Origin of the sequence: Tengunoibacter tsumagoiensis (assembly GCF_003967535.1) — a bacterium.
In the GTDB taxonomy this organism is placed as follows: Bacteria; Chloroflexota; Ktedonobacteria; order Ktedonobacterales; family Ktedonobacteraceae; genus Tengunoibacter; species Tengunoibacter tsumagoiensis.
This window is the reverse complement of record NZ_BIFR01000002.1, coordinates 897,184-919,673: the sequence shown is the minus strand read 5'-3', so window position 1 is coordinate 919,673 and position 22,490 is coordinate 897,184. Positions and strand designations below refer to the sequence as shown.

The following is a 22,490-nucleotide window of genomic DNA, read 5'->3' as shown; positions in this document are numbered from 1 at the left end:
CCAAATCTCTACAAATGAATTAGTTGCACCCCTCACTCGGCAGAGATTGAAACATCCAGTACGATAGTCCTACACTCAAGCATGTTGCGGTGAAATACCTGGTGCTTCTCGGCAGAGATTGAAATGCAAGAAGCAAGGCGTTGAGGGATGTTTCTGCTTGAGGCGAAATACCCATTGCTTCTCAGCAGAGATTGAGTGCGGCGTATCATGCGGTATGGTATCACCCAGGCACTAAGCTAGAACTCGAAGGATGGTTCTAGGATCACCTCCTTAACTGATGCCAAAAGGCAAAGGGGAAAGCAGTAACAGGTAAAAACGCTGGAGTCAGGGTTGGTACCACAAGACTCGTGTAGCATGGTCAACGTTTGATTGCCTGAACTCTCGTCTTCAGGGGCGCAACTGCCCGCCTACCGCAAAGAGCGTTTGGACGCTCCCACTGAGAGTCGTCTCGTATGGCTGTTAGAGCTGTATGACATCCCCGCCCAGAATGAAAGCCGTGTATGGGAACTGAATTACGGTTCATTATATGCCTCATCTCTGTTCATTTGAGTAAGCATATATCTAGGGAAGAGGAAGTGCTTCCTGCAAGGGTTTGTCGCTCCAGGTAGGTAGGCCCAGGCCACGAAAGCAATACCGGGCAACCGGCTGAAGAATGACAGATAGAGAACGTCTCAGACTTCTTATTCCCCCAACGTTTTATGTCTCCCTTCTTTCTCAGGTAACCATTGCTACTCGTGATGAGATTCTGTAACTGTATGAGCGCCAATGATTCCTGGATCAATGGTCTCTCTCCTACCTAACATTAAAAGAACAGATGGGTGGACAATGGAATGGGATCGCCCTGGCAGAGGCACACATGTCTCTGCAAGGGTTAAAGTCCCTGGCTACAATAATACTGCTTCTAGCCAATCGGTAAATTCCACCAACTTGATCTGTCGAGGAGTCTCAGATCGATCAAATGGATCACTAATTACCACTTCAGAGAGTTGGGAGGCAGTATAGACATGACTATACATTCCGTAGAGCAGATCAAGAAATTGCTCGAGTTCTCTGGTCGTATATCCTTTTGGACTGGGACCAAACTTCTTGAGAAGCCGCTTTCGTTTGGCTGGAGTCAGCTCGGTTTCCTTTGTCGCCATCACTCTTCCTCTCTCGGTTGTCTCACTCTCTTGCTTTGACATTTCTGTGAAGCAAGGAGAGTGAGGTTTGTTCTTTTCATGCTTTACAAGAAGTCTAGCTGATAAGAGGGGAAAGTATTGATGATACTGGAGAGGCAGCACAAAGGCAGGCGATCTTGAGCAACAATCAACGGATGAGAGACATGGTCTCACACCTCCCCCTCATTCCTCTTCTTTGCCCTTCGCTTCCATCGCCCCTCTACCTCCTCCTACCTCTCCCTGCCCTCCCCCGCTGCTCCCTCTCCTCAGCTGGTATACTCACTCCTGTTGATTGTCCTTTTCCCATCCTTGACCAGGATGCTGTTCGCAGGATGAGAAACCAGGAGAAAGAGAGCATGGCACGACGAGAGATCATTATCGAGCAACGCCCCCAACGTGGGATGATTGATCCTACCGCAATGCGCGTGCATCGAGTACAGGTAGATGATCAGGCCGCAATTGGACCATGGATTATGACGCTTGCTGCGCGTTTTGGCTATCCTGTCAAGGCCGATGCATTTGCGGCTCATGAAACTTTTTGGTGAAGCCCTGGAAAAAAGGACATTGGCCTGCTACACTTTCTGTATAAAATACATGGAAAGTGTAGCCAGGGAATGCCTACCACACCTTTACTTCCCTTACCCGATGGGCTTGAAATCATTGCAATAAGCACCACCGTTCAGGGAGTACACATTCGAGTTGTCTCCAATCGTTCGAGTTGCGCCTGCCCTCTCTGCTCAACACCATCAAGCGCGATTCATAGTTATTATCGGCGAAAGCCGCTGGAATTGCCCTGTGCTGGGCAAGTCGTACGCCTGGAACTGTCGGTTAAAAAGTTCTTTTGTCGGGAGCAGGAGTGCTCCCAGAAAATCTTTACGGAACGGCTCCCAAACTTTTTGGAACCATCGTCACGCCTCACATCCCGTTTGCGAAGCATCGTCCAAGCCATCGTGGGCGCTTTCAATGCGAAAGCAGGCGCACGTTTAGGCAAACAATTAGGGATTGAGCTCTCTCGAACCACCTTTTTATCTTCCTTGCAACAGGTTCAGATCACGCCTGTTGGTCAAGTGGAGCATGTGGGAATTGATGACTTTGCATGGAAACGTGGAAAACGCTATGGAACGGTCATTGTTGATTTAGATTCACATGCTATTATTGATCTCCTCCCAGATCGAGAAGCAAAAAGTGTCAAAAAGTGGTTGGAGTCGCATCCCGAAATCGAGATCGTGAGCCGAGATCGCGATGGGATTTATGCTGATGGAGCTGCACAAGGGGCCCCACAAGCGATTCAATGTGCAGATCGATGGCATGTGTGCAAAAATCTTGGGGATGCTGTTGAAAGCTACCTCAAACGGCAACCACTGTCCATTCCAGCACCTTCTCCACCAACTCCGGCCTTAGATAAAAAGGAAAAACCAGCTTACGAACAAAGAAAGCAGGAACGTCTTTCTCAGGCTACATTTGAGAGAAAACAAGTGATTGTCGAAAAGGTACGGGAACTGCACCGACAGGGCAAAAGTGGGCATGCCATTACCGCTGAACTTGGATTGGCACGTGGAACGGTTCGAAAGTATCTTCACATCGAGGGTCCAGTCCGCATTGCTCCACGCACCCGAAAGCCGAGCCTGCTTGATCCCTATTATGAGTATGTGTGTCAACGCTGGAATGACGAAATGCCTACTGCACTCCAGCTTTTTGAAGAATTACAGGAGAAAGGCTTCCAAGGAGGTATCAGTATTGTGAAGGATGTTGTCACACGCTTTCGTCGAGGGCTTCCGGGCCTAAAACAGCCTCCGCAATCCATCACAGTGAGGCCAGTTCCCTCAACGCTTTCTGCCAGGGAATTGCGCTGGTTGCTTGCGAAAAGGAAAGAGGATCTCACACCAGAAGAGAAACGCTGTTTGGCAAAGCTCTTTGAGGAGTCTCAAGAAATCTGCCAGATTCATCGCTTCCTTCACTCGTTTCTTCACCTGGTGCGTGAACTGAAACCTGATCTCCTGAATGGATGGATGAAGGAGGTACGGCAGAGTCAGATTACAGAACTTGTCAGCTTTGTGAATGGGATTGACCGAGATTATGATGCTGTTCGGGCGGGATTAACCTATACCTGGAGCCAGGGGCCAGTAGAAGGAGCCGTGAACAAAATCAAAACACACAAAAGGCTGATGTATGGTCGAGCAAGTTTCTCTCTTCTGCGTAAAAAAATGCTTCACCAAAAAGTTTCATGAGCCGCATTTGCGAGCCGGTCGAAAATTGGTCCCCCCTAATAAAATGACTTCTTGAAAATACTCTGTCACAAACGCCGACTAACGAACGCCAGTTGATGGTGCGCCGATGGGTGTGCGAGCCGGTTGGGTTGAGAGATCTCCACGATCACCCTGTCGATCTTTCATGCGATAGCTACGCCCATTGATAGCAATAACCTCGGCATGATGCAAGAGTCGGTCGAGAAGTGCCGTGGCCAGGACCTCATCTCCCAGCAGATTTCCCCATTGAGCAAAACTGGTATTGGACGTGAGAATGATCGAACCATGCTCATAGCGCGCCGTGACCAGTTCGAAGAAGTAGTGAGCTTGCTCCTGAGATAACGTGGTGTAACCCACTTCGTCGATCACGAGCAAACTGGGAGCGATGTATCGTCGCACGCGTTGCCGCATCAACCCTGGATGTGATGCACTTTCGAGCGCTTGTGCCAGTTCTGCTAACGTGGTAAAGAGCACCGAATGACCTTGTGCGAGTGCCTGGTTCGCCAATGCCAAGCTCAGATGCGTTTTTCCGGTTCCTGGAGGGCCCAAAAAAATCACATTGGTACCTGTTCTGACAAAAGAAAGATCTGCCAGTTCTCGCAGATGTCGCTCAGAAAGGGTTGGCTGAAAGGAAAAATCGAACCCATCGATGGTCTTCTTTCCGGGAATACGCGCTGCTTTGAGGCGCCGAGCCATCGCCTTGCGTTCGCGTCCATCCAATTCAGCAGTGAGCGCACGTTCAAGCAACGTCTCATAGGTCCATTGTTCGCGACGAGCCTGCTCCAGAAGCTTGGGCAGAACCATCTCCAATTGAGTCAAGTTGAGTTGTTTGTAGGCTCCGCTCATGCCAACACCTCCTTCACTGCTTCAACCCCACAATACTGATCATACTCTTGTAAGGAACGACGCTCCACTTCAGGAGCCTGTTGCAAGTGGCCAACGGGGACCGGCATCCGGCGTATCTCTGAGACAGATGCCACCATACTCCACTGTTCGGCATGGGGAACGCTGTCTTGGGAACGAGGTCGCTTGGCGGTTTCAAACACCTGAACGCCCGCCGACCAGAATGACACCAGCCCTTTGCGCTCACGTACCTGCACGAATCTGCCTGCCAGTTCGAGCGCACCTGGCAATCCATAGAGAACCCCATCGTAAGAGACATACCCATCCCAGGTGACTTTGCGTTCTTCGGAGGCAAAGCGTTCCCAGGCAAAGGCCTCTGGTAAGGATCGAAGCTGCTCTTGAGCGAGTCGATCAATCGGACGAGCGTGGGTGGTTCGATGAACGCGAGCGTTGATGCGCTCACACCATCGATAGGCTTGACGGTTGAGATCATCGAGATCGGTAAAGACCACTCCGGCCCAGAAACTTTTTTTGACATGGCTGACGGTGCGTTCAACTTTGCCTTTGGTCTGTGGAGTGTACGCTTTACAGACACGTGCTACAACGGCGATAGAAACCATGAAATCGGCAAAACGAGGGTTCCAACGTGGTTTGTTGTCTTCCATTTCTAACAGCACGCTCTTCATGCGATCGGTGAGTGCGGTCTTCGTTAATCCACCAAAGGACTCAAAGGCTTCCATTAAGCAACGGATGAGTGTTGGTGTGTCACACCGTTTGACAAAGGTCACAAAGCGCATGCGGGAATAGCCTAAGATAGCTACAAATCCATAGAATTTATGTGAAATGCCATCATGTTCATAGACAAACTCGCCCCAGTCAAATTGGACTTGTTCTCCCGGTTTCGTTTCATAGCGCTGAACGGGAGCATGGCCTGCGACCGCCGGGCGCAGCGGATGAACATAGGCTTTGAGAATGCTCATGCCTCCTGTGTATCCTACTTTCTGCAAACGTTCAAAGAGAACCTCGCAATTGGTGCAATGATCTTCCATAACCCATTGTCTGATCTGCTCATGAAAAGGATCAAGTTTTGAAGGTTGTTTGGAGCGCGGTTTCCGGATAACTGCCTCTGGATGTTTGAGATATTTGCGCGTGGTTGTCCGCGAAATGCCCAGCTGCTGAGCAATTTCCTGGATAGACTTCCCTTGTGCGTGCAAATCATGTATCGTATTCACTGTCTGACTCCTAAGCATGGCTGTTCTCCTGGGGATTTGATTTTGTTATCCTCCAGAGTACAGCCTTCTTGGGGGTTGGTCAATTTAACTTCGGCTCAGTATACCATCGGCGCTAATAACGATAGGTGGTTCACACAACGGACTCACGGCATCGCTATCGTCGCTATCCCAATCTGGTTGCTGGTGTTCACTTTGATGCTCCCGATCTTTGTTGGGTGGCCGATCTCACGTACATTCGCCTGAAAGGCGAGTTTGTCTACCTGGCGTGTGTGCTTGACATATGGACACGCCAATGTGTCGGTTGGCATCGAGGTCGTGGTCTCGAGAGCAGTCTCACGCTCCAGGCCCTGGAAATGGCGTTACAGCGTCGTGATGTGAAACCAGGACTCATTCACCATTCTGATCAAGGAGTCCAATATGCCAACACCACGTATGTCAACCGTTTACACGAGGTGGGAGCCCGCATTAGTATGGCTGCGGTTGGCAATCCCTATCAGAATGCCCATGCCGAGAGTTTCATGAAAACCATCAAAACCAAAGAGATTTTGATGAACGAGTATGACTCTTTAGAGGACGCACGAGCCAATATTGAGCACTTTTTGATGACCGTGTACAATGGAAAACGGCTTCATTCGGCTCTGGGCTATCGACCTCCTGACGAATTTGAGCTGATGTATTATCAACAACTACTCACCTGAAACCTACTTGTGGTGTGGTCTCTTGGGTGCAGTCCAACCCTGTGGAGCCCAGTCGGGCTTGAAACCAAAGGCAGCACTACAGTGGTACTTCTTTTGAAGCATGATGACCAACGCCAGCCCCAAAAGCTCAGCAATACGAGGACCATGCCCCTGTCGTTAGGCGAGGTGTGCTTGGATCTGTTGCGCAGCCAGCTCCAGGACGGCAATCGTCAGTTCCTGGTTGGGTGCCAGGCGCAGTGAGTGCGTTTGGTTGCGGATCTTCCGATGCGCTCGCCAGGCTCCCTGAGGCACCTTCCACCAATGATGGGTCGTGAAATACCCCTCTTTGCCCACAAAGCGAAATGATTCCTGCTCCACCACCCAGGCAAACCACTCCTGTGTATCTGGCTCAAACGGCAGCACACCGTGCTTGGGACAGGTGACCACGTAGCGCCCGTGTTCTGCATACTCGACGCGTGCGATGACGTGTGCTGGCTTGGCAGGCTTCTTCGGTGCTGCACGAGCAGGCGTGGGTTTGGACAACGGCTTGTCCGCCTTGGCAGTCTTGGACAATAGTGTGCTTGTGTGGATGGTGGACATGGACACGTGCTGTGTGAAGAGGTGCGTGAGATCAGCCACCTGTTGCTGTCATGCCGCGATCTGCGTCTGCAATCCGGTGATCTGCTCTGGCAAGGTGAGCAGTGCATCTGGCAGTGCGGGCGGCTCCGAAGGAAGGGAGGGGGTGGATCGATGATGCTGGCTTGCCAGCAGCAGGAGCTGCTGGTCACTAATGCCTTTTTTGCGGCCATCATGAGGATGGCTTTGCAGACAAAGATGTGCATCCGCCAGCCAGCGATGCAGCGTTTTGACATTAATCCCCAGATGGGTAGCCGCTTCCGCAACTGAGATAAACGTCATGGAAACACTCCTTTTGTGAAAAACAAACACCAAAAAGCAAGCGTGAGCTGAATGATTTCCCCGGAAAACTCCCGGGAAATGAGAGGATCGGTGATTGGGCCTAGGGAAAAGCCAACTCAGTCGCTTTTTGCACGGCGACGACGGTGATAGTAGCCCGCCCAATACTGGTGGGTGCGTCGAAAAAGTGACCACTGACAGATCAGCGATGCACTGCTGGGAGCTGGAAAAAACAGGTGGGCCAGCAGGTGACGGGCTTCCGAGGTGGTCAAAGCGATGCGTGGGGAACGTGGTCCTGGTGACGAAACGGGAAGATTCGCCTGAACCGTGATGCTTAAGAGGAAGGCCTGGGCCAGCAAGACGAGCGTAAGATGGCGATACCAGCTGCGGTACCCACGCACCTCATACTGATCCAGACCCAGTGCTTTGCAGGCTTCCAGGTCCTCTTCAATGCGCCAACGAGCACCGATGGCCTGAACCATGAGCGACAACGGTGTGTCAGCAGGTGCGTAGACCAGGAAGGATGACACGATCGTGGGGTCATCAAGGCATTTAAGAATAGGAGAGGAACGAGTGTCAAAGCTACGTAATAGGAGATAAGTGGCAATTGTTTTCAATTCCACTTATCATCAAGAAAGACGCCCATATGGCAGTTCTCGACGCAGCCGGTGCGCCCACAATACTGAGCAGCCACGCCAGCGGAATGCCGTCTCCGTTTGGGAAAACCGCTCTCGTCGATGACCAGGACCGGGACGGGGGAGATGTGTGCTCAGAACGGGTGGGAAGCAAGCTCTGACACACCAGCGTTCGCAGGTCATCACGCACACCGTCTTCATCCCAGACAGCACGCGAAAGCAACCGTTGCATGCCGTAGGGTCGATCCTGCCGGGCGTGTTCCGCGATTTGCCACCCATTTTTGCGCGGAATATCGCTCAGGATGGCTTGCAGAGCATGTGCTGGTGGACTTCTGATCGAGCAAAGCGGGGGCTCAGGCGGTGATGCATGCTCTGGTACCAACCGCTGATTTCCTGCAAAGCTGGCTCAACGGGCTGGGATGTGGTATGCTGTGAAGGCTTCATATCGATCTCCTTTCGAAAGGACAATGCAAAAAAAAGAAAATGTGGTACTTTGAGCATGTCACATGGAGGAAAAGATGTCTCGCGTTCAAGGCCATTTGATAACGATGACGAGTTGTATTCTCGCTCTGATTGCTTTTTGCTTTCTCCCCTACTTGACAACTTCCACCTCTGATGGCTCCCTTGTAACTTTTACAGGCTGGCAGCTCCTCAACTTAGGCAGTCAGATTCTTCTTCCCGATCACGAGATCCTCCAAAATGTGCCGAATCTTTGGGTGATCCCGGTGCTTGGTGGGCTGGTGCTCCTAGCAACGCTGGGCGCCCTTTGGCAGGATCGCACGTTTCATCACGATGAACGGCCTCTCCGAGGATGTGCGCTGGCGATAGCTCTGGCACTCGGCCTGATGCTCTTTTTGTTCCTTTGCTCTTGCACGAACGTCAGCCAGTTTGGGCGCTGGCCTGGCTGGCCAGTACACAACATACCTGGCAGTGCTCCAAGTGGCAAAATCGGTGACATTGACAACTGGGGCTATGATGGTCTCCTCACCTGCATGGTTCTTGCTTTTGTCGGCAGTGTGATTGCATGGAGAGCAGAGAAATGACATCTCTCCCTCTGATCGGCAAAATGGCGGTAAATGGTATGGAGGGATCTATTATGGCTCAAGCGACTCATGAGAAGGAGAGCGACTTTTCCAATCTTTGTCAACGTATCCTGGAACGGTGTCATCAGCAACGCTGGTACGGTCCGGATATCCACCTGGGCAAACATGGTGGTCATTATTTTGAGAATGGGAGCCTCCATTCTCGAGAGCTGACACACGACCCACACACCGGCTTCGAATTTCCGAAAGCCTCAGAAGCCCAACTTCAGATGACGGAAGAAGTGATGGGCTTTGCTCATCCTCCCCTCCTCCGTGCGCTTTATCTCCAGGTTGCCAATGGCGGTTTCGGCCCCGACACAGGCCTGATTGGCTCTTTGGGAGGGTTCTGCTACTGGGTTCGCCAGGATCCTCGCTATAAAGAAATGATGATGAACGACCTTGTGAAAGAGTTCGGAGAAGCATTTTGCCATAAGAACTATCCGTTCCTCTTCCAAACCATTGACATTGACCTCGAACAGTTTGAACAGGAGCACGGAGATCCCAGGCTGATCCGTCTTTCTGAGCGCGAATGGCCAACCTCTTTTTTACACATCTGTGATTGGCAATCGGAGGATGCTTTCTATCTGCACGCTCGAAGCGGTCGCCTCTACCTCGTTACTGTTGGATATGGCGAAGAAACACTGAGCGGGGAAAAGACCTTTTCCCGTCTCCATCGCCAGGATGGATCGTTTGAAGATTGGTGGGAACGCTGGCTTGACGGCACATTCCAGGCCCAATACTACAAAGCGTGAGAACAGAGATGCTTCTCACTTCTTTCTTCAACCTCACCTCACCCAAACTCATTGACAAGGGGATACCACAGATAGAGCTTTTTGTTCACCCTCATGGGATTTTTCTACGAGAAAATTTCTCCTCCACCAAACAGGATGAGGCGTATCACTTCCTGCAAGAGTTTGTCGCTCCAGGTGGGTAGACCCAGGCCACGAAAGCCATACCGGGCAACCGGCTTCAAAGTCCCTGGCTACACAAGTACTGCTTCTAGCCAATCGGTAAATTCTACCAACTTGATCTGTCGAGGAGTCTCAGATCGATCAAATGGATCACTAATTACCACTTCAGAGAGTTGGGAGGCAGTATAGACATGACTATACATTCCGTAGAGCAGATCAAGAAATTGCTCGAGTTCTCTGGTCGTATATCCTTTTGGACTGGGACCAAACTTCTTGAGAAGCCGCTTTCGTTTGGCTGGAGTCAGCTCGGTTTCCTTTGTCGCCATCACTCTTCCTCTCTCGGTTGTCTCACTCTCTTGCTTTGACATTTCTGTGAAGCAAGGAGAGTGAGGTTTGTTCTTTTCATGCTTTACAAGAAGTCTAGCTGATAAGAGGGGAAAGTATTGATGATACTGGAGAGGCAGCACAAAGGCAGGCGATCTTGAGCAGCAATCAGCAGATGAGAGACATGTTCTGACGTCGCCCCCCCTCATTCCTCTTCTTTGCCCTTCGCTTCCATCGCCCCTCTGCCTCCTCCTACCTCTCCCTGCCCTCCCCCGCTGCTCCCTCTCCTCAGCTGGTATACTCACTCCTGTTGATTGTCCTTTTCCCATCCTTGACCAGGATGCTGTTCGCAGGATGAGAAACCAGGAGAAAGAGAGCATGGCACGACGAGAGATCATTATCGAGCAACGACCCCAACGTGGGATGATTGATCCTACCGCAATGCGCGTGCATCGAGTACAGGTAGATGATCAGGCCGCAATTGGTCCATGGATTATGACGCTTGCTGCGCGTTTTGGCTATCCTTTCGTTGATTCCTTTGGCACCCCCATTCAGTATCAGTTACGCGCAGTGTCTGGAAATCACTTGCTCCTCACAACGGGTCAGTTTGCAGATGCTCGCTTTCCTTCTGGAAGCCACTTCGTCCTTGAACCAGAACGTCCGCACACAACATCACGCTGGAAGCATGCCCGGGAAAAGAGTCGAATCCATCAGAAATCGCAGACAGTGTTGCCCTGTTCCCGACGCTCACTGCTCAGTCTGCTGGCCATTTCCAGTTGCTTTGGGTTGGGATCTGGCATAACGACGGCTTTCACCCAACACCTCATGACTCCATCCCCAGAACCAGTCACGCTCCTCTCACTACAGACCCTGTTTGCTCACCATCAGCAACCGGTAAGAACACTGACCTGGTCCCCTGATGGAAGGATCATTGCCTCAGGTAGCACCGATGGGAGCGCGTTTGTGTGGAATAGAGAGGGAGGAACTATTCGCTCCAGATATCAATTTTCAGCCCCTATAGAAGCCATGGCCTGGTCCCCTGACGGAACGCATCTCCTCATCGGCTCATCAAATACCGTTTCCTTTTTCAATGCTGCTACAGGTGTCCTGCTTGCTGAAAATGCGACACAACACACAGCACCTCTTACCTCACTGGGATGGACGCAGGAGTCAGTACCACGTGCACTCTCTGCTGGAACTGATAATCAGGCAGTGGTGTGGAGTGGACAGTCGTATCAACCGCTTGTGATCTTCCGCCACCATACCTCTGCTATTGAGGCGCTTGCTATCGCTCAAACAACGGTGGTCACGGTCTCGGAAGGTGGTCTTGCTCGGATGTGGAGTGCGCTCAACGGGCAAGAGCTTCATGGCTACTATTCCGTGAATCAGCAAGCCTTACGAAGTGCAGCCCTTTCCTCTACAGGAAGCCTTGCCATAGGAGGTGATGACCATGTGATCTCCCTATGGATGGATGGGCGCATCTGTCAGCATCAGGAACTTGATACCTTTGGAGCGCATTGTCTGGACGAAGCGATCCATCTCCAAGGGCATACACAATCCGTACGATCGCTGGCTTTTTCTCCTGATGGAAGGCTCCTTGCCAGTGGTGGAGAGGATCACACGCTCATTATCTGGTCTCAACAAAGACGTACCCCGTTGTTCATCCAACGACAAAAGGAGGTGCCAAGGGCGCTTTCATGGTCTCCTACGGGCCACTTTCTTGGAGGTGCGCTCGGATCACAGGTAGCCATCTGGCATGTTCCTATCTCCGAAAGATAAACAGATGCTCTCTCGACAACCATTGTAGTGAGTCAATGCTATTTTTCTGCGTGAAACGCATCTTTTTTTCGTATCACAACGTAAGAAAAGGAACAGAAACAATGATCACTGATTCTTCCCTAGACACACTGTTTGCTACAAAGATGGCTGGGAATACTGAAGGACGACGTGAAGAGCCATTCGATGCGTGGAAAGCTCCCGGCTCACGCAGCCATCAACCCATCATTGGCATTCCTATTCCAGTGAAACAGAGCCATCAAGGACCGCTATTGGTAACCGATGCGGTCAGTGCATGGGCGATAGAACGGATGCAAGGGAGAATCTTTCTCATCCCGCTGTGGCCCTTTCCCACTCACAAGCACCAGTATCAATCTCTCTGGCCGCTGATCCAGTTAATGGATGGATTGGTTCTCCCAGCAGGTATCCAGGGAGGAGATTGGCACCCCTTGGGAAAAGAACAGAAGCAGGGATCAGGACCAGAAAGTTGGCCGATGGCCTGGGAAATGGCACTGGCCCAATTAGCAACCTACATTGGCATGCCCATCCTTGCTATTGGCGATGGTGCAGAAACATGGAATAGTGCGTTAGGGGGCAAGCGCAGAAGCCATGTGGCGACAGATGCATCGACCTCTGCACTCACGCCCGATACCTGGGACCGCCGGACCATTCGCGTCCGCGCACAAAGTACGCTTGCGACTGCACTCCAACCAGCGCTGACAGGACAAGAGGGCGAACAGAAGCCCTGGGAGCTGCCGTTTATGCCCAACCAGGGTGTGGAGCACATTGCACCAGGACTACGATCCTGTGCGCAGTCCGAAGATGGAACAGTTGTCGCATTTGAGCGCAGAGATGAAGCCTTTGGGCTGGGGATGGTGGGACGACTTGATTGGGGACTTGATCACATCTATGGGACGACACTGTTTGATGCCTTTCTTCATGCCTGCCAGTCTTTTGACCAGACCAGACATCAACAAAGCGGGTGGGAATCTGCTCGCCATACGATCTGTCGGACTGTCTATGACCTCGTCACACACGGACAATCACTGGTCCCCCTGCCTCATCAATCTATCCAGGAAGAAAAACAACCGCGCTCTTCCTCCCTTTCAACGCCTCTCTCAACAGAGCGTCGAGGAGGACAAGAACGTATGCGACAGCGCGCACATCCGCCAACAAAAGAAGAATGGAGCAGAATCAAACGGCAGAAATTAAAAGGCATGTCACGATAAATCTATCGCCTCCTTATACGGCGGAGTAGAACAAGAAAGGTGCTCTCTAATGACAACACATACAAAAAAGTTCGTCTCACAGAAGAAGACGCCAGTCATGTCATTTTCTAAGCCATTCCACAAGGAACACAGGCACCAAAAACAACAGAGACCAGACACTCCTCATCGATCAGGGCAGGCAAGAGATGATGGTCGACGATCCTCCTCTTCATCGCTTCTGGGAGTGTGCCGAAGAGTTCTTGTTTTCGTGTTTCTTGGAAGCATACTCAGCCTGCTCGCAAATGTCGGCTTTCTCTGTTCAAGAACATCTGTTTCTCTCCAGTTTCCCCCAGTCTTCTATGCGTTGTCTCTGAGTGGAGTGATCGGGGCGGGTGCAGGCGTTGGTGTTCTCCTCTGGATGCTGCTACTATTCATCCCCAGGCAGTATTCAAAGAGACAGCCTGCTCCAGAACCTTTCCTCTTCCCAAATGTTCCTCTTTGGTCAATAGAAAAATCACCAGGGATCATGAGACTGCCACCTGAACCACTGAATGGACAGGCAAACACATGGCCAGATCAATGGATCTCATCTGAATGGAAGGAAGAACTACACAGCCTGAGCGAGGTGGTCCATCTGCGACAACGCTTACACCTCCTTCCACTGGCTTCCTCTGGCGGCTTCTCAGGTATTGCCTGTACAGATGGTCATGCACACACTATTCACTACCTACAGATGAATACATAAGGATACAAACTTATACCTTCAAAAGCTTAAAAACGAGAAACAGAAAAGGAAGAAAAGGATCATGAAAACACCTGATCGATCGATCTCGAAACGTACGCGCGTGTTGAGGAACGGACGTCTGCTCTTTCAGAACGTCGTCTGCTCACGACGCCTCTGGGGATATGGGGCATTTATTCTGATGAGTTTGCTTTCCGCTTCATTCTATCCCGTTGCGAAACCAACGCTTCAGCACATCGATACCGCTCTGTTTCTAGCAGCACAAATGGTCTGGCTCCTTCCGGCTGCACTTTTTTGTCTCATCTGGTCTCACTGGAGAATGAGTTGGAGCATCCTCCTCTGGGGATGTGGTTTGGGAAGTTGTATGTCGATCGCATTGCTGTGCCTGACGCTGGCAATGACCAGTACAAGCATGACAGAGACGGCGATATGTTCTTGTCTGAATGGTCTTATCGTTGTGCTTCTCTTATGGCTCCTCTGTCGACAGCGGATTTCTTTGCTCACCTGGCTGGCCTGCCTCTGTTCTGCGATAGGCATCGCCGTCTTACTTTCCGTCTCAACGATGCACTGGGCTGGTGATCTTCTTGCTCTGGTGGGAGGGGTATTGTTGTTGAGCTATTCGTTTCTGACCGAAAGGCTCTGGCATCAATCACGACAGAACAACACGATATCGCTCCGCGCTGTTTTTGGGATAGAGTTATTGACCATGGTCATCGAAATGCTTCTGTATGCGTTCTTCTTTGGTCATTGGCAGGTGGTTCATTTCATCTTGCCACAGGATAACCTCACGTTTGCCTATGTGGGTCTGGCAACAACACTTCTCCCAATGATTACGATGATCACGATGCGACGCTATGTCAATGGAGTCCTTTTGACCTTCCTTGGGACCCTCGAACCCGTTGCAGGAGCGGCCTTTGCCTATCTCTTTGCTCACGAGCGTTTTGGGCCCTTTGTCTATCTAAGCGGCGCGTTGATCGTAGGAAGTCTTGTCTTGCAAGCGTGGACAAGCACAACAGAGAAACCAATGAACGAGAAAGAGAAACACCAACCATTCCAGCAAGAGAGGCTGCTGCAAACCTCCGTTTCAAGAATGTATCTGCCTCAAGGAAGATATACGCAACAACTGCTGACAACACTCTGGCCGATGTCTGAAGGCGTTGATCTCCCAACACTCCACTGTTTGACTGGTCTTCCTTCTGGCTCTTTACATCGATTTCTGAGCATCTTAAAAAAACGGGGATACATTATTTCTTACCAGAATGCTCGTATGATACCATGTTACAGAATTCATCCATCATGGTGTGTATCAACACACCTCCAGCTAGATTTCAATCGATAGCGTTGGCGATTCCTTCTTTTTCTCATCACGACAAGAGAAAAAATCGTCCTTTTTCAAAGGGAAGAGGGTTCTCGCTTCTCTCGTCTTCCTCTCGAGTTCGCCCAGGGGTTTCTTGAAAGGAGAGCAGACAACATCATGAGAGAACTAAGCGGATCTCTTGCTCAAGGAAGAGCCTTTCAGCCACTTGATGCGTCTCTCCTGAGAGGCTGGTTACATAGTAGTATCATCGGGATAGGCCAGATGGGTATCGTCATCATTCTTGTGATCATGCTTCTCATCAGTGTGATCAGGCTCCAACAACGGCGTGCTGCAAAACATCGGAGTGAGGATGAGACATTCTATCATCTTTCCATCTGTATTCCTGACATGAATCCTCTTGGAGAAGGACACATTCTCTTGTGGCATGTTGCAAAAGGGGAGACTATACGGACTGGTCAAAGCCTTGTTACGGTACAGGCTGAACGATATTTCGATATCCAGGCACCTCACCATGGAGTGCTGCTGGAAATCAAGCAAGAAGAAGGAAAGAAGGTTGATGCAGGCGACGTACTGTGCGTTATCGGCGTAAAAATACACAAAAGGTAAATGTTCCGTTGCAAAGAAGCCAGACCATAAGCAAGGAATATCGTGCATCGACGTTTCAAAGAGAAAAACATAGCACCCTCATCCAACGCGAACGTTGGACAAGGGTACTATCAACAGAAGGCACAGGAGAGCGCATTCCTCCCCTGATAGCTCGACAAGAGGCTGCTACGCTTGAGGTTATGGAAGGGTGACTGGTATCGTCGTAAGTTGTTGAAGACAAGAGGCAATCCATAAAACGCCTCCCATATTTTCGCCCGTACTGGGATCAAACCAGCCCGATTTGACCTCCGTGGTAAGCATTGCCATTTCATTGAGGATCGTATCAGTATCTTGTTGCTGTAACTGCTCCCCATTCATTTGCGCCAGTTTCGCTGCGTCCGTCCGGACTTGAAGTAGGTCTGTTCTCATTCTCAGAATGGCTGTATCTACCAGGATAGAAAGTTGGCGCTGTTGGGCAGTATGACCTGGCGCTTCAGCCAGACCTGTCAGATGCATCGCAACGTGTTCCAGAAAACCGGGGGGATTTTGATTGGGAACACGATTGAGAAGCCCGATCTTTCCAGCTTGTGGATCAACAATCCACGGCGATGCTGCGGGAACATCCTGGAGATAATAGGACCACCCGTCCAGATACGCTAAAATACGGAGCATATGGTTGTGAATTTGTGTCCCATCTGTCTGTAGGCCATGCCAATCCCCTTGTGCTGCTGAAGCCCACTCTTCGACTTTTGCGACATTACGGGTAAGCCAGGTCGCCAGTCCACCAGGGAGCTGGTTCTCCTGTAGGGTTGGATCTTTCGCAAGCAGATGCCGCAAATGAGAGAGTAAGGAATAGTGTTTTCCATCCCCTGGCGTTGGCGTGTTTGGGATAAATCCCTGCCATCGCCAATCTGCGGGATCCTGGCTGGGAGTATCGGGCGTGATAGTACTCGATTGGGCAATCACACGTACCCCACTATACGATGCAAGCAGATTGGTATGATCGGGAGATGTGTACATCACATGAACATCTCCTCCTGTATGAAGAGAATCGATAAGCAATGGGGGGATGGTATCATCGCCTGCATCTGGAAGTAACCACACATCATTACACAGACCTGCTGGGGGCGGTGGAATGGAGTGAAGTGACATCATAATGATATCGTTGTATCCCCTGGTGATACTCGGGTCAAATTGCCCACTACTCCCAAACATGAGCGTTCCAATTGGTCCTGTTTCTGTGTTCCGTTTGATCGTGGTTGGATGTGTTGGAAGGAGCAGGAGCGGGACGACAATCAGACTCGCGAGAAGCATCAGGACAAGAACGACCCCCATACCGAGCAGATATGGCCGTTTTCTTGCTGTGAATGCTCCTGGCGAGCCATTCCCAAAAGCAGAATCCCTTATCATTGGAATGGGCTCTGTTCTTTGATCGTGTCTCATCATCTCAATAGGTGGATGTGCACCCTCAAAGTCACGAGAATAAAAAGAGAGAAGCGATTGAAGTGCCGCTTCAACAGAGGCAGCATGCTCGATGCCATAACGAGTGGCCAGGGCTATTTCCTGGGTGCGATGAGATGGGATGACCAGAGCAAAAAAGGAAGGATGCTTTCTTTCGTCAAGGAAAGAGCGGAGCGCAAGAAAATGGTCAGCCTGGAGAAATATCTGTCCAGAAATTGGTAAGAGAAGAAAGATAGCACATTCTTGTTGACGGAGGAGGTCAATAACCTCTTGCAAAGAATCCTGGTCTTCCATGCGAAATAGTGATACTGAACGTTGACTCTCTGGTACCACAAGGCCTGTGTTCTGGTCTTCCACAAGGTGAGCGTTATCAAGAATCATATTCTGCTCAATTTCATGAAAAAAAGACGGTCTCCGAAAGAGCACTCCGTGAACAGCCGATACGATACGAGGATCGTTCTCAACAGGGTGGGGGAAAGGATCAGTCTCGTGGAAAGAGTTGGATAAAAGGTATACGATGAGGAAGAAACGTTGTTATTCTTCACTCCCTCGATCCAACACAAAGGATGCAACGTCAACGATGGGGAGCATCTTCACTTCTGTCCAGGTCTGGCACATTATTTCGTTGTCTGTGTGAAGGCAACAGATCGTTTGCCCCCACGAACCAATTGGCACAAAACGCTTCTGCTACTAATGTACACAAGATTTACCGTCAAGTCAATAGAAATAAGCTACTTCATGAATAATTGACATGACAAGTATTCTACTTGTTCCGATGGCATTGGCAAATGGATGGGATTTTCATTGTTCTACAATGGAGTTTGATCCATCGTCTCTTACAATTTTATCGCAAGAAACAGTCGCTTGTTGCGATAGAGGATGGGAGAGATAAAATGTATCAGGTATCTGCAACAATTGGAGATGACCTCCAAACGCGGGTCAAGGTCAATATTGGGGCATTACGGAAACTAAAGAGCTTCAGTAGTATGAAAACCACCCTGGAAGGTTTGACTTGAACCAATTCTTTCATACTGATGCGAACAAAGACCCTTGAGTATTCCTAAGCCGTAATACTCAAGAGCCAAATATGACAGGGTATGTTAACAAGAGTATCGTATATTGGATTGCACTCTGAAAGAAAAAGGAGCTTTCTTTATGAAGTACGGTTTTGTTCTCCTTGGTACTCTACAAGAAAAGATCGAAATGGCGCAGGAAGCGGAAGCCGCAGGATGGGATAGTGTTTTTGTCACAGACGAGTGGGGAAGTTCTTGGGTCACGCTTACAGCTATTGCTGCTCATACACAGCATATTCGCTTAGGTACGATGGTGACAGCATTGCCACTGCATCATCCCTGGACTGTGGCTTTTGAAACAGCAGCACTGGATCATTTTTCACAAGGACGTGTCATTCTTGCAGTTGGTCTTGGAGTCATTGAACTGGATCAGACTGGAGTCGTAAAGGACTATGGAATTCGAGCCAGGATGCTCGATGAAGGGCTTACAATTATCAATGGCCTCTGGAGCGGTGAACCATTCACATTTAGTGCGGAGCACTATCATTTAGAAGAAATGACTGGTCTCAAACCCTTACAACTTCCTCGTATTCCAACCTGGGTCGTTGGGGGTAAAAAACCGAGTCAGCTCAGGCGCGCAACTCATGCGGATGGAGCAATGGTACAGGGAACGCCAGATGAGATTGGGCAATGGAAAGCCCTGGTTGAAAACCAACGCCTGTCTCCTATGCCCTTTGACATTATTACTGAGGCAGAGACGCCTGGAGATGATCCAGAGAGAGCGGCTGCAATCATTGCTCCATATGCGAAAGCTGGTGTCACGTGGTGGATTGAGTCAGTATGGAATCGAGATGCAATTGCACAACGTCAACGTCTCCGACAAGGTCCTTCTCGTCTTTCTTAAATGGTAGTCTTGACATTTTCGCTACGATAGTTGACACTCGCTCAGGCTTTCGAGCATATCGCGGAGCCAGGCCGCGACCCCTTCGCGCCAGAATGGCTGCCAGAGTGGCTCGCAATTGTTGAAGAGGCGTTGGAAGCTGATCGTCAGAAGCAACATGGTGATCGGCTGCGACAGCGTGAGCGCCTCTTCTAGCCGTTCTGGCGTCTCATAGGCTGACCAGGCGGCAAGGTAGGCCTCGCGTAATTGCGAGCGAGCATCAGCAATATCAGGAAAAAGATACTGTCCAGCAGTCATCATCAGAGCATCAATGAAAGGATGCGAGACACAGCCGTCGGTCCAATCGAAGAAGACAACTCGTTCTTGATGTATCCCAATATTGCCTGGATGCAGATCACCATGGACCAGGGATGCTGGAATGTTGTAGCGTTCCAGTCGTGTTACCAGCTCGTGAAGCACGGGGACAGAGGCACGCACACGAGCGCATTCCTCCTCCTGCAGGTCTGCCAATACCGCTTCATCAGCGAGCAAGGTGGCAAATTCGTCGAGTAGCGTGCCCAACCTTCGATCCTTGCAACCAAGCGCGAGGAGTTGTGGGACCTGGTGATTGAGCGCTGTCTGCATCTGACCAAGCACGCTAACCACACGCGTGAAGCGGTCGAGATCCTTTTTTTGGTTACTGAGGGCGTGGCCGAAATCACGCATAAGGAGCCAGCCTCGCTGCTCATCAACCGCGATAGGGACAGGTGCATGCTCAGGGAAGTGGGAGGCCAAGAAGCTAACCAATGCCGCTTCGTTGGAAAACAATAGCGGATTTGTCGCATATCCATTCGTATGTGAGGGAAGCAAGGTCGCTTTGAAATACAGCGTCTCCGACATTGTATGGATACGCAAGACACAGGAGATGCACCAGTGCTTCACCTGTTCAATTTCACGCACCTGGTAGTTATGCTGTGCCAGTTGCTCAACGATCCAGGAGGAGGCTTCGCTTAACCAGCCCAGACGCTCCCAGGGCGTGCGCAACGGTGGTACATAGCCCGTCTCCACCTCGTGAAGCACGTGCTCGATAGAAGCGCGTTGCTCCTCTCTGGCGAACGGCAAATGCTCAAGCTGCGAGGACGCGACCCATTGCAGATCTGGGGCAGTGGGCTGCCATGCAGGATCGGGGCACTCCACAAAAAAGCACAATGCCGAGAAGGGAGGCGTTTCCTGCATCGCGACACAGCGTACAACCGGCCAGGGTCGAGGAAGCCCAAACAATTGCTTCATTGACTCGCTGAGTGCCTGGACATCGGCAGGCCAGGGACGTTGGGGCAGTGGAAGAACTGGAAGAACCCATTCCTCGCCACTGGCCTGGAGCAGGACCTGCAAGTCTGCTTGACGAAACACGATCAGGTCAACGGCAGGAGGTTTTATGTGATGCTCAGTCATTCAAAAGTGCCTTTCCTTGCTTTACAAGTGGGAGTTGCTCAATACCGTCTCGTTGAACCGCCTGTATGTTCATGACGTGCTCTATCATTTGCCTGAAGATTCTTGCAGAGTTGCCAGATAAAAGCCGACGGTTTTAGCAGATACAAACATGCTCCATTGCTCGTTTCTAGCTTCTCTAGTCAGTTGGTAGAGAATCGGCGAAAAAATATGGGACAGCCAAAACGAAGTTTTATTTGGCAGCCAACAGTATCTTCTCTAATTATAAATGCATACAGATTAATTGTATATATGCCATTTTTTCCATCTAGTCCTTTACTCTTTTCCGCTCTACTATTCCTCATCCAGTGTTTGTATTACTGCATACACATTGAATAATCTTATCGTCCAATGAAAGCTTACCATTCATCCTCATCACGAAAGGCCCCGGCTCAGGTGAGCCGGGGCCTCTCACACAAAAACGTGATGTCCATCTGTTCTCAAGCACGATGCATCTTTGCCTCAAGCCCCGCTTTGACCTGCGACCACTCGCTTTCGATGATGCTGTAGTAAACTGAGTGACGATAGGAGCCATCGGGCATAATCCTACAGTTGCGCAGGGTGCCCTCTTTCACCGTGCCCAGGCGCTCAATAGCCCGCTGCAATTGTACATTGAGGTGATGCGTCTTCAGTTGCACGCGAATCGCGCTTAGTTGCTCAAAGGCATGGTTCAACAGTAAATATTTGCCCTCGGTATTCATGCCGGTGCGCTGAACCGATGGGGCCAGCCAGGTCGAGCCGATTTCTAAACCGCGATCCTGCACCATGATATTCACGTACCGCGTCTCGCCAACAATGCGCCCACTGGCAAGATCAACGATCACGAAAGGCTGGCATATTCCCTGTTTCGACGAGTTCTCACCAAAATGGCCACTCCTGGTGGTCAAACGGCAAACTTCAAGTTGAGTTTGCATTCTTTGTTATCTATCGTCAAAATCGGGACAGATCCAGATAATGAGGCGGGATCTGGTATTTTTCGCAGGTGTTGGGTATACTTGCTTTTACAGCACAGAGGCTGATGAACGAGTGAGGGAGACAAAAACGCCTATGCGCATTGGAGTAATATTCTACGCCAAAACGGAATGGGAAGATATGCTTGCAGCAGCAAAAGAAGCAGATCAAAGCTGTATTGACGCCATTGGTATTGGGGATCGCTACTATGGCGATGCTGATGACCCTTTTCTTTCTGGGCTCACACTCTATGGGGCACTCGCAGTGGCAACTCAACGCGTGAGTCTGGTCCCCATGGTTCTTTCTCACCCAAATATGCAGGTTGGTCGCCTTGCAAAGGAAACAACCATGCTGGCGATGATGAGTCATGGACGCTTTGAACTAGGAATTGGAGCGGGGGATTACCCACCAGAGCCTCATGCATGGGGAGAGCCCTGGCCTGCTGGTCATGAACGAGTAGATGCATTGGAAGAGACCATCATGTTGTTACAACGAGTGTGGACTGGTGAACACGTTACCTTTGAGGGTCGCTATCTCCATACACAAGGAGCTGGGTGCCGTCCAGTTCCAGCCCGTCCCCCCCGCATTGTCATTGGTGCTGGCGGATCAAGCTATCTTGTACGAAGTGCGATCAAGTACGCAGATGAAATCAATGTATGGGGAGAAGATATGCTGCGACAAGCGAGCCTCCATATCGCGAAATCAAGAAGACCTGTTCAACTCTCCATCGGCTGGGACCAGGAAGTAGCAGCATTTGAGCAGCAGGTTGAAGCATTAGAGAAGATGGGTGTCTCTCGTGTGTACTTCAACCTTTGGCATCCTTTCACATCTCTTCCCGCATTGTGCAATGTAGCAGAAAAGCTTGCGTAACAAGTTTCTTGCTCTCTCATGGGACATATCTCTTTTTCTCATCATGTGGGTTATGCCTGTTCTCAAGAGAGATCTGGGACGCACTCCCTGCTACGATGTAGACTCCTATGAATGACGAAATTGGATTAAAAAGCTTGCCTTTTCTCAGACGAAGAGATATGCTACGTTTATGGGTC

General features: G+C 50.4%; 24 protein-coding genes. 13 read left to right on the top strand and 11 right to left on the bottom strand.

Features of this window, described 5'->3' with window-relative positions:
* Positions 1–884: 884 nt before the first annotated feature.
* Positions 885–1,139, bottom strand: coding sequence for a hypothetical protein (locus tag EL628_RS24060; protein ID WP_126582551.1), 255 nt, complete (start codon positions 1,137–1,139; stop codon positions 885–887).
* Positions 1,140–1,513: 374 nt separating this feature from the next.
* Here EL628_RS24060 and EL628_RS24055 point away from each other — a divergent pair, with 374 nt between their 5' ends.
* A complete protein-coding gene (locus EL628_RS24055; protein ID WP_126582550.1) occupies positions 1,514–1,702 on the top strand; it encodes a hypothetical protein in 189 nt (62 codons plus the stop codon).
* A gap of 69 nt (positions 1,703–1,771) precedes the next feature.
* Complete coding sequence (locus EL628_RS24050; RefSeq protein ID WP_126582549.1) at positions 1,772–3,385, top strand: ISL3 family transposase; 1,614 nt, start codon at positions 1,772–1,774, stop codon at positions 3,383–3,385.
* A 78-nt stretch (positions 3,386–3,463) separates the two neighbouring features.
* On the opposite strand, the gene istB is transcribed toward EL628_RS24050, so the two are convergent.
* Complete coding sequence (gene istB / locus EL628_RS24045; protein ID WP_126582548.1) at positions 3,464–4,249, bottom strand: IS21-like element helper ATPase IstB; 786 nt, start codon at positions 4,247–4,249, stop codon at positions 3,464–3,466.
* Positions 4,246–5,478, bottom strand: coding sequence for an IS21 family transposase (gene istA / locus EL628_RS24040; protein WP_161975730.1), 1,233 nt, complete (start codon positions 5,476–5,478; stop codon positions 4,246–4,248). The genes istB and istA overlap by 4 nt, the downstream gene beginning before the upstream one ends.
* Before the next feature lie 125 nt (positions 5,479–5,603).
* Here istA and EL628_RS24035 point away from each other — a divergent pair, with 125 nt between their 5' ends.
* Positions 5,604–6,176, top strand: a complete 573-nt coding sequence (locus EL628_RS24035; RefSeq protein ID WP_126582546.1) for an IS3 family transposase — start codon at positions 5,604–5,606, stop codon at positions 6,174–6,176.
* A gap of 156 nt (positions 6,177–6,332) precedes the next feature.
* On the opposite strand, the gene EL628_RS24030 is transcribed toward EL628_RS24035, so the two are convergent.
* From EL628_RS24030 to EL628_RS31105, 4 genes are all read right to left on the bottom strand, one after another.
* On the bottom strand, positions 6,333–6,698 hold the full coding sequence (locus EL628_RS24030; RefSeq protein ID WP_126582545.1) for a hypothetical protein: 366 nt from the start codon (positions 6,696–6,698) through the stop codon (positions 6,333–6,335).
* Positions 6,699–6,803: 105 nt separating this feature from the next.
* A complete protein-coding gene (locus tag EL628_RS24025; protein ID WP_126582544.1) occupies positions 6,804–7,073 on the bottom strand; it encodes a hypothetical protein in 270 nt (89 codons plus the stop codon).
* Positions 7,074–7,189: 116 nt separating this feature from the next.
* On the bottom strand, positions 7,190–7,687 hold the full coding sequence (locus EL628_RS31110) for a hypothetical protein (RefSeq protein WP_371859683.1): 498 nt from the start codon (positions 7,685–7,687) through the stop codon (positions 7,190–7,192).
* The gene (locus EL628_RS31105; RefSeq protein ID WP_443098314.1) at positions 7,684–7,815 is read right to left on the bottom strand and encodes a transposase; all 132 of its coding nucleotides are present in this window, start codon (positions 7,813–7,815) and stop codon (positions 7,684–7,686) included. The genes EL628_RS31110 and EL628_RS31105 overlap by 4 nt, the downstream gene beginning before the upstream one ends.
* Positions 7,816–7,835: 20 nt before the next feature.
* On the opposite strand from EL628_RS31105, the gene EL628_RS31100 reads away from it, so the two are divergent.
* The 3 genes from EL628_RS31100 (at position 7,836) to EL628_RS24010 (ending at position 9,539) form a co-directional block, all read left to right on the top strand.
* Positions 7,836–8,069, top strand: coding sequence for a hypothetical protein (locus EL628_RS31100; protein ID WP_371859682.1), 234 nt, complete (start codon positions 7,836–7,838; stop codon positions 8,067–8,069).
* Positions 8,070–8,223: 154 nt separating this feature from the next.
* Entirely contained in the window at positions 8,224–8,748 is a 525-nt protein-coding gene (locus EL628_RS24015; protein ID WP_126582543.1) for a hypothetical protein, read from the top strand.
* The gene (locus EL628_RS24010) at positions 8,745–9,539 is read left to right on the top strand and encodes an SMI1/KNR4 family protein (protein ID WP_126582542.1); all 795 of its coding nucleotides are present in this window, start codon (positions 8,745–8,747) and stop codon (positions 9,537–9,539) included. The genes EL628_RS24015 and EL628_RS24010 overlap by 4 nt, the downstream gene beginning before the upstream one ends.
* A gap of 230 nt (positions 9,540–9,769) precedes the next feature.
* On the opposite strand, the gene EL628_RS24005 is transcribed toward EL628_RS24010, so the two are convergent.
* Positions 9,770–10,024, bottom strand: a complete 255-nt coding sequence (locus EL628_RS24005; protein ID WP_126582541.1) for a hypothetical protein — start codon at positions 10,022–10,024, stop codon at positions 9,770–9,772.
* A gap of 376 nt (positions 10,025–10,400) precedes the next feature.
* Here EL628_RS24005 and EL628_RS24000 point away from each other — a divergent pair, with 376 nt between their 5' ends.
* From EL628_RS24000 to EL628_RS23980, 5 genes are all read left to right on the top strand, one after another.
* Positions 10,401–11,801: a WD40 repeat domain-containing protein gene (locus EL628_RS24000; RefSeq protein ID WP_161975729.1), complete on the top strand. Its 1,401-nt coding sequence runs from the start codon at positions 10,401–10,403 to the stop codon at positions 11,799–11,801.
* A gap of 101 nt (positions 11,802–11,902) precedes the next feature.
* Positions 11,903–13,027, top strand: coding sequence for a gamma-glutamyl-gamma-aminobutyrate hydrolase family protein (locus EL628_RS23995; protein WP_161975728.1), 1,125 nt, complete (start codon positions 11,903–11,905; stop codon positions 13,025–13,027).
* 505 nt (positions 13,028–13,532) lie between these two features.
* Positions 13,533–13,751 (top strand): hypothetical protein, encoded by a 219-nt coding sequence (locus EL628_RS23990; protein ID WP_126582538.1) that lies wholly within the window; start codon positions 13,533–13,535, stop codon positions 13,749–13,751.
* A gap of 61 nt (positions 13,752–13,812) precedes the next feature.
* Positions 13,813–15,087 carry a DMT family transporter gene (locus tag EL628_RS23985; RefSeq protein ID WP_126582537.1) on the top strand — a complete coding sequence of 425 codons (1,275 nt, stop codon included), beginning with the start codon at positions 13,813–13,815 and terminating at the stop codon, positions 15,085–15,087.
* Positions 15,088–15,222: 135 nt separating this feature from the next.
* Positions 15,223–15,672 (top strand): acetyl-CoA carboxylase biotin carboxyl carrier protein subunit, encoded by a 450-nt coding sequence (locus tag EL628_RS23980; protein WP_126582536.1) that lies wholly within the window; start codon positions 15,223–15,225, stop codon positions 15,670–15,672.
* Positions 15,673–15,849: 177 nt separating this feature from the next.
* Here the strand turns inward: EL628_RS23980 and EL628_RS23975 are convergent, their stop codons facing one another.
* Entirely contained in the window at positions 15,850–17,493 is a 1,644-nt protein-coding gene (locus tag EL628_RS23975) for a hypothetical protein (protein ID WP_126582535.1), read from the bottom strand.
* 774 nt (positions 17,494–18,267) lie between these two features.
* On the opposite strand from EL628_RS23975, the gene EL628_RS23970 reads away from it, so the two are divergent.
* Entirely contained in the window at positions 18,268–19,029 is a 762-nt protein-coding gene (locus EL628_RS23970) for an LLM class flavin-dependent oxidoreductase (RefSeq protein WP_126582534.1), read from the top strand.
* Between the two features lie 21 nt (positions 19,030–19,050).
* Here the strand turns inward: EL628_RS23970 and EL628_RS23965 are convergent, their stop codons facing one another.
* Together EL628_RS23965 and EL628_RS23960 are read right to left on the bottom strand one after the other, a co-directional pair.
* Positions 19,051–20,457 (bottom strand): phosphotransferase family protein, encoded by a 1,407-nt coding sequence (locus EL628_RS23965; protein ID WP_126582533.1) that lies wholly within the window; start codon positions 20,455–20,457, stop codon positions 19,051–19,053.
* A 476-nt stretch (positions 20,458–20,933) separates the two neighbouring features.
* Positions 20,934–21,407: a GNAT family N-acetyltransferase gene (locus EL628_RS23960; RefSeq protein ID WP_126582532.1), complete on the bottom strand. Its 474-nt coding sequence runs from the start codon at positions 21,405–21,407 to the stop codon at positions 20,934–20,936.
* Between the two features lie 133 nt (positions 21,408–21,540).
* On the opposite strand from EL628_RS23960, the gene EL628_RS23955 reads away from it, so the two are divergent.
* Positions 21,541–22,314, top strand: a complete 774-nt coding sequence (locus EL628_RS23955; protein ID WP_161975727.1) for an LLM class flavin-dependent oxidoreductase — start codon at positions 21,541–21,543, stop codon at positions 22,312–22,314.
* Positions 22,315–22,490: the final 176 nt, after the last annotated feature.